Origin of the sequence: Streptomyces sp. NPDC060194 (genome assembly GCF_042728285.1) — a bacterium.
Lineage (GTDB): Bacteria > Actinomycetota > Actinomycetes > Streptomycetales > Streptomycetaceae > Streptomyces.
The window spans coordinates 21,193-27,327 of record NZ_JBHWZH010000081.1 but is presented as its reverse complement, the minus strand read 5'-3'; the positions used below and the strand labels follow the sequence as shown (position 1 = coordinate 27,327).

General features: G+C 75.7%; 5 protein-coding genes. 3 read left to right on the top strand and 2 right to left on the bottom strand.

The features are described 5' to 3' along the window. Positions 1-29: 29 nt before the first annotated feature. Positions 30-452 carry a VOC family protein gene (locus ACFWEG_RS18575; RefSeq protein ID WP_387216304.1) on the bottom strand — a complete coding sequence of 141 codons (423 nt, stop codon included), beginning with the start codon at positions 450-452 and terminating at the stop codon, positions 30-32. 98 nt (positions 453-550) lie between these two features. On the opposite strand from ACFWEG_RS18575, the gene ACFWEG_RS18570 reads away from it, so the two are divergent. From ACFWEG_RS18570 to ACFWEG_RS18560, 3 genes are all read left to right on the top strand, one after another. Further along, positions 551-1,147, top strand: a complete 597-nt coding sequence (locus ACFWEG_RS18570; protein WP_387216302.1) for a TetR/AcrR family transcriptional regulator — start codon at positions 551-553, stop codon at positions 1,145-1,147. A gap of 83 nt (positions 1,148-1,230) precedes the next feature. Then, entirely contained in the window at positions 1,231-3,036 is a 1,806-nt protein-coding gene (locus ACFWEG_RS18565; protein WP_387216300.1) for a PP2C family protein-serine/threonine phosphatase, read from the top strand. 11 nt (positions 3,037-3,047) lie between these two features. After that, positions 3,048-3,524 carry a response regulator gene (locus tag ACFWEG_RS18560; RefSeq protein ID WP_387216312.1) on the top strand — a complete coding sequence of 159 codons (477 nt, stop codon included), beginning with the start codon at positions 3,048-3,050 and terminating at the stop codon, positions 3,522-3,524. 14 nt (positions 3,525-3,538) lie between these two features. On the opposite strand, the gene ACFWEG_RS18555 is transcribed toward ACFWEG_RS18560, so the two are convergent. Further along, the gene (locus ACFWEG_RS18555) at positions 3,539-6,112 is read right to left on the bottom strand and encodes an ATP-binding protein (RefSeq protein ID WP_387216298.1); all 2,574 of its coding nucleotides are present in this window, start codon (positions 6,110-6,112) and stop codon (positions 3,539-3,541) included. Positions 6,113-6,135 lie beyond the last annotated feature (23 nt).

Here is a 6,135-nt window from a genome sequence, read left to right as displayed (position 1 = left end):
CGGTTGCTGCGGCCCGCCCGCCCCGTGTCCTAAGCGCCCGCGGCCGTGTACTGCTCCGCGAACGCGCCGACCGGTTCGATCACCGTGATCACGTCGATCAGCACGCCGTCAGGGGCGGCCACGATGAAGTGCCGCTGCCCGAAGTCCTCGCTGCGCAACTCCAGTTCGGGGTGCAGGCCGCCTTCGGTGACCAGGCGGGCGTACTCCGCGTCGACGTCGTCCACCTCGAAGTTGAGGATCAGGCCCCGCACCGGGCGGCGGTGGCCCTCGGGGACGGTCGGATGGGCGGGGTCGAGCAGCGCCAGCTCGAAGCCCGGTTCGCCCGGCAGGCGCAGGCTCACGTACCAGTCCGCCTCGAAGGTGACCTCGAAGCCGAACAGGCGGGTGTAGAAGTCGCGCGACGCGGCGACGTCCGTGGTGCCGATGACCGGATAGAAGCTGTTCGTCCTCATGGCGGGCTCCCTTTTCGCATACCTTCGGTATGTCGAACGTATTGGCGTACCATCGGTATGTCAACCGCTCGCCGAATCGGCCGAAGGAGGAGCACGCGATGCGTCAGGACGGGGTCCGGGCCCGGCAGCGCGAGCAGACCCGCGCGGACCTGCTGCGGGAGGGGCGCCGCCTGTTCACCGCGCACGGGTACGCCGGGGTCTCGCTCGCCGAGGTCGTCGGCGCGGCCGGCGTCACCAAGGGCGCGCTCTACCACCACTTCCCCGGCAAGACCGAGCTGTTCCGGGCCGTCCTCGCCGACGTCCAGCAGGAGGTCGGGGCGCGGGTCGCCGCGGAGGCGTCCACCCGCGACGACCTCTGGGAGCAGCTCCTCGCCGGGTGTGCGGAGTTCCTCGCCGCCGCGCTCGATCCCGACGTCCAGCGCGTGCTCCTCGTCGACGGGCCGGCCGTCCTCGGATGGGCCGAGTGGCGTGCGATGGACGCGGAGGCGTCGGGGCGGCACCTGTCGGACGCCCTCCACGCGCTGCTCGCGGCCGGGGTCCTCGCGCCGCAGCCCGTCCCGCCGCTCGTCCACCTCCTCTCCGGCGCGATGAACGAGGCCGCGCTCTGGTTGGCCGCGTCGCCGCGGCCGACGGACGACCTCGCGGTCGTTCGCGCGGCGCTGGAGCGGATGCTGGGCGCGCTGCGGGCGGCCTGACGCGGCGGGATGCGGGCCCCCGCGGGGTGGGACGGTGCGACGTCGGTCCCCGGCGTGGGAGCGCATACCGTACCGTTCGGGGGATGACGGTACGTAGGCGAGAGGGACGGGAGGGGGAGCGCGTGGAGGCGCACGGGACGAGCGCGGCCGACGCCCGCGACTGGTCCGGCTGGCTGCACACGATGTGGCGCACGGCCGACCGTGCCGAGGACGTCACCGCCCTCGCGGACATCGTCTACCGCGCCCTGGTCTCCCGCCCCGGCGTGCTCCTCGCCCGCGGCACCCGATGGACCCCGGGCGGCCTGAGCTACCTGCGCTACCTGAGGGCGGGCGAGGAGACGCCGGTCACCCGTCGCGCCCCCGTGGAGGGCCGCGTCAAGACCGTCCCGTGCCCGACCGCGTACGACGGACCCGTGATCGTCCTGGACGAGACCCCCGACCGCGCCGTCTGGCCCGGCGGCCCGGAACTCGCCCCGGCCGCCGCCACCGCCCTGGAGTGCGCGTTCCCGCTCGCCGACGACGACTGGGCGACGCTGCGGGTCGTGCTCGACCACCGCCCGGCCCCCGACGACCCGCTGTACGCGCAGCTGGCGCAGGTCGTGGAGGTCCTCACGACCAGCAACCACCGCATCGTCGAGCACCAGGCCCACGACCGCCGCCAGGTCGAGGACGCCTTCCTCGCCGAGGCGTCGCTGCAGATGGACGCGAGCCTCGACGTCGAGGAGACCCTGCGCCGGGTCGCCCGGCTCGCCGTGCCCGCCGTCGCGGAGGGCTGCGTCGTCCACCTCTTCGAGCCCGACGGCGAACTCGCGCCCGTCGCCTCCGCGCACGTCGCGGCGACCGCGCAGAGCTGGCTGGGCGAGGTCGCGCGCACCGATCCGTGGCTGGTGAAGCTGCTGCGGGACTCCGGCGACCGCCGCGAGAGCACCGTCCTGCGCGGCGCGGAGCTGGCCGGCGGCCCGTTCGGACCCGCGGCGAAGGACCAGGGCGCCGCCGTGACGACGCTCAGCGTCAGCCCGCTGCGGGCCCGCGGCCGGGCGCTCGGCACGCTCACGTTCCTCTACCACCGCCCGGACGCGCTCGGCGACACCCGCATGCTCGGCGACCTCGCGAGCCGCGCCGCGCTCGCCATCGACACCAGCACCCTCTACGAGCAGCGCCGCAACCACGTCGAGGTCCTCCAGCGCCACCTGCTGCCCGGCGCGCTGCCCCGGCTCGACGGCCTGGAGCTGAGCGCCGCGTACGAGGTCGCCGACGCCTCGCTGGACGTCGGCGGCGACTTCTACGACGCGGTCGTCGCCGGCGACCAGGTCGCGCTGGTCGTCGGGGACGTCTGCGGGCGCGGTGCGGAGGCCGCCGCCGTCACCGGGCTCGCCCGGCACACCCTGCGGACGCTGCTCCAGGACAGGGTGGCCCCCGGCGACGCGCTGGCCCGGCTCAACGGCGCGCTCCTGGGCGAGGGCGCCTCACGGTTCGTCACCGCCCTGATCGCCGTCCTCACCCCGGCCGGCGACGGCGGCTGGGACGTCGAGATCGCCAGCGCCGGGCACCCCCGGCCGCTGGTGCGGCGCGCGGACGGGGCGGTGGAGGAGGCGGACGTCTCGGGCGTCCTGCTCGGCGTGCTGCCCGCGCCCGCCTACCGGCCCGCCCGCCTCGCGCTCGGCCCGGACGACGCGCTGGTGATGTTCACCGACGGCCTCACCGAGGCCAAGGGCGCCGGCGGCCGGTTCTTCGAGGAGGACCTCCCCGGCGTCGTGGGCCGCAGCGTGGACGGCGCGCCCGATCCGGCCGGCCGGCTGATCCGGCTGGCCTCCGACTTCCGGCAGACGGGTGACGACGACACCGCCATCCTGATCGTTTCGGTCGACGGGCGCGCGGTGCAGGGGTGAGCAGTGAAGGGATGGGGGAGCAGGCGGCGGTCGGCGAAGGGGCGAACGTGGAACGGACGAAGAGCGGCGGGGCGCGGGTGGACGACCGGCGCATCCTGGTCGTCGAGGACTCCCAGGAGGACGCCGAGGCCATCGAGCGGGCCCTCACCCGCACCCACCCGGACATCCGGCTGGAGTTCACCGACCGCGGCGAGGGCGTCGCCGAACGGCTCGCGGCGGCCGACGAGCTGCCGGGGATGGTCCTGCTCGACCTCAACATGCCCGGCCCGAGCGGGCACGCGGTGCTCCGCGCGATCCGGGCCAGACCCGAGCTCGCGGAGATCACCGTCGTCGTCTTCACCTCCTCGACCGCGCCCGCGGAGGTCGACGCCTGCTATGCGGCGGGCGCGGACAGCTACATCTACAAACCGGTGAACTTCGCCCTCTTCCGCACGGTCCTCAAGGGCGCGGTCGACTACTGGCAGGAGTCGAAGAACCCGCGGGACTGAGGCGGCCCCGGCGTTCAGGGCTGGTCCGGGCCGCCGAGGGTGAAGAGGAACGCGGTGCCACGGCCGGGGGCGCTGTCCAGCCACAGGCGGCCGCCGTGGTGCTCGACGATGCGGCGGACGACGGCCAGGCCCACGCCGGTGCCGCCGCCGTGCTCCCCGGGGCCGTGCAGGCGGCGGAAGAGGTCGAAGACCTCCTCCTGGCGGTCGGCGGGAATGCCGATGCCGTTGTCGCGGACGACGATCGCGTCCGCGGTCCCCCCGCCCGGCACGGCGGCCCGCTCCACGGCGATCGCGACCGTGCGGTCCGGGCGGTCGGCGGCGTACTTCGCCGCGTTGACCAGGAGGTTGACGAGGATCTCGTACAGCCGGGTCTCGTCGGCGCGCACGTCCGGCAGCCGCTCGGGACGGACGACCCGCACGCCCTCCTCCGCGAGGCGGGGGCCGGCGACCTCGAGGGCCGCGTCGAGCACGCCGTCCAGCGACACGTCCGTGCGCCGCAGGCCGGTCTGGCCCAGACGGGCGTAGTGCAGCAGGGAGTTGAGGAGCTCGTCCATGCGGCCGGCGAGGCGCTGCATGGTCTCCAGGCGGCGCACGCTGGTGGCGTCCAGGACGTTCGCCGCGTCCTCCAGGGTGAACGTGGCCGCGTTGGAGATGCCGCGCAGCGGCTCCTTGAGGTCGTGGGCGGCGGCGTGGGCGAAGGAGTCCAGGTCGAGGTTGCTCAGCCGCAACTGCTCGTTGAGCGTGCCGAGTTCCTCCGCGTGCCGCAGGACGAGGCCGGTGAGCATCCGCAGCATCTCCAGGGCCGCGGCCCGGTCCCGCGCCGTCCACGGCAGGCTCCGGCCCCGCATCAGCGACCGGATCACCTCCCCCGAGCCCCGCGGCGTCAACCGCTCCCCCCGCGGCCCGATCCGCACCGGCGCCGCCGGATCCGCCGCCCACCTCCGCGGCATCGGCCGCTCACGCCGCGACCAGGCGAGGAAGTCCCCGGCCCCGCCGAGCGGGATGAGCAACACCCCTGCGGGCGGCCCGACTTCACCGTCACCCGCGCCGACCGTCGCCGGGCCCGCCGGGCCGTCGTACGGCGTCCGGTCCGGCCCCGACGCCGACGGTCCGTCGGGCCCGGCCCCCTGAAGGGGCCCTGCGCCGGGCGCGGTTGCGCTGCCGACCGCCGTGCGGTGCGGAGCACCCGTCGGGGCCCCGCCCCGACCCGGGTCCGTACCGGACGCGGTGCCGCTGCCCGGTCGCGGCGACGGGTCGCCCTCGCCGGCCAGGGTCTCCGGGAGGCGGTCGGTGGCCCAGACGGTGCCGGGGGGCAACGTGGCGGCGCGACGGCCGAGTTCGGCGACGAGGGCCGGTGGGAGAGCGACCGGGCCGGCCGACACCGTGCGGCGGTCGCGGACGAGGGTGACGCCGTCCGCGGCGACCAGGGCGCGGACGGCGGCCTCGTGGCGCAGGAGGGAGGCCTCGACGTCCGCGTCGAGCAACTCCGCGACTGCGGCGGCGCGTTCGCCGGAGCCGTCCAGGGCGTCGGCCCGCTCGCGTTCCTCGATCGCCGCGAGCTTGAGCGAGAACGCCGCGCCGAACAGCTCGCACGCCGAGCGCACTTCGGGCGCGAGCCGGCGCGGCTGCGCGCCGTGGCAGGCGATGAGCCCCCACAGCCGGCCCTCGCGGATGATCGAGACGGACATCGACGAGCGCACGCCGATGTTCCGCAGGTACTCCAGGTGGAAGCCGGAGACGGTGCGCAACGCCGCCCGGGACAGGTCGAGCGGCGCGCCCGTCGCGGCCCGGCGCGGCGGGTGGAGGCCGACGGTGGGGTCGTCGACGTCGGCGATGACCCGGATCCAGTTCTCCTCGTACAGCCGGCGCGCCTGCGGCGGGATGTCGGTCGCGGGGAACCACAGGCCGAGCCACGGCTCCCAGCCGTCGACGACGTCCTCGGCGACGACCTCGCCCGGCCCCTGCGCCCCGTCGAAGCGGTAGGCGACCACCCGGTCGAAGCCGGTCAGCGCGCGCACCTCGCGGACCGCGGCGCGGCAGCCGGCGACGACGGTCGTCGCCGACCGCAGCCGGGTCAGCGCGCGCCGGACGCCCTGGTAGAAGCCGGAGAAGCCGAACGCGTCCGTCCCCTCCCGCGGCTCGAACTCGAGCAGCAGGAGCGGGCCGAGCGGGTCGGAGCGGTGCACGGACAGGTCGAACGCCCGTCGTGCGCCCGCCACCGCGCCCGCCTCCACCGGCAGTGCGGCGTCCGCGCCGGTGTCCCCGGCCTCGCCGCCGCCCGCGCGGACCGTCTCCACGGCCTCCGCCCAGTCCTCCGGCGCGAGCACGCGCGTGACGGACGAGCCGACCAGGTCGGCCGCCGCGATCCCGAGCAGCACGTCCGTGTTGGCCGCCGCGGTGTCCACGATCCCCGTGTCCGCGTCGACCGCGAGCAGTGTCCCGTGCGACTGCACCCCGCCGAGCAGGTGGATCGGCTCGCGCACGCACTCCGACAGGTCGAAACCGCCCACCGCGGCCTCCGCCGCCCGGGTCCGCCCCGACAACCAGCCCTCGTCCACCGCAGCCGCCTCGCCTCTCGCGCCGGTCACACCTTGCGGGCCCATCCTGTCAC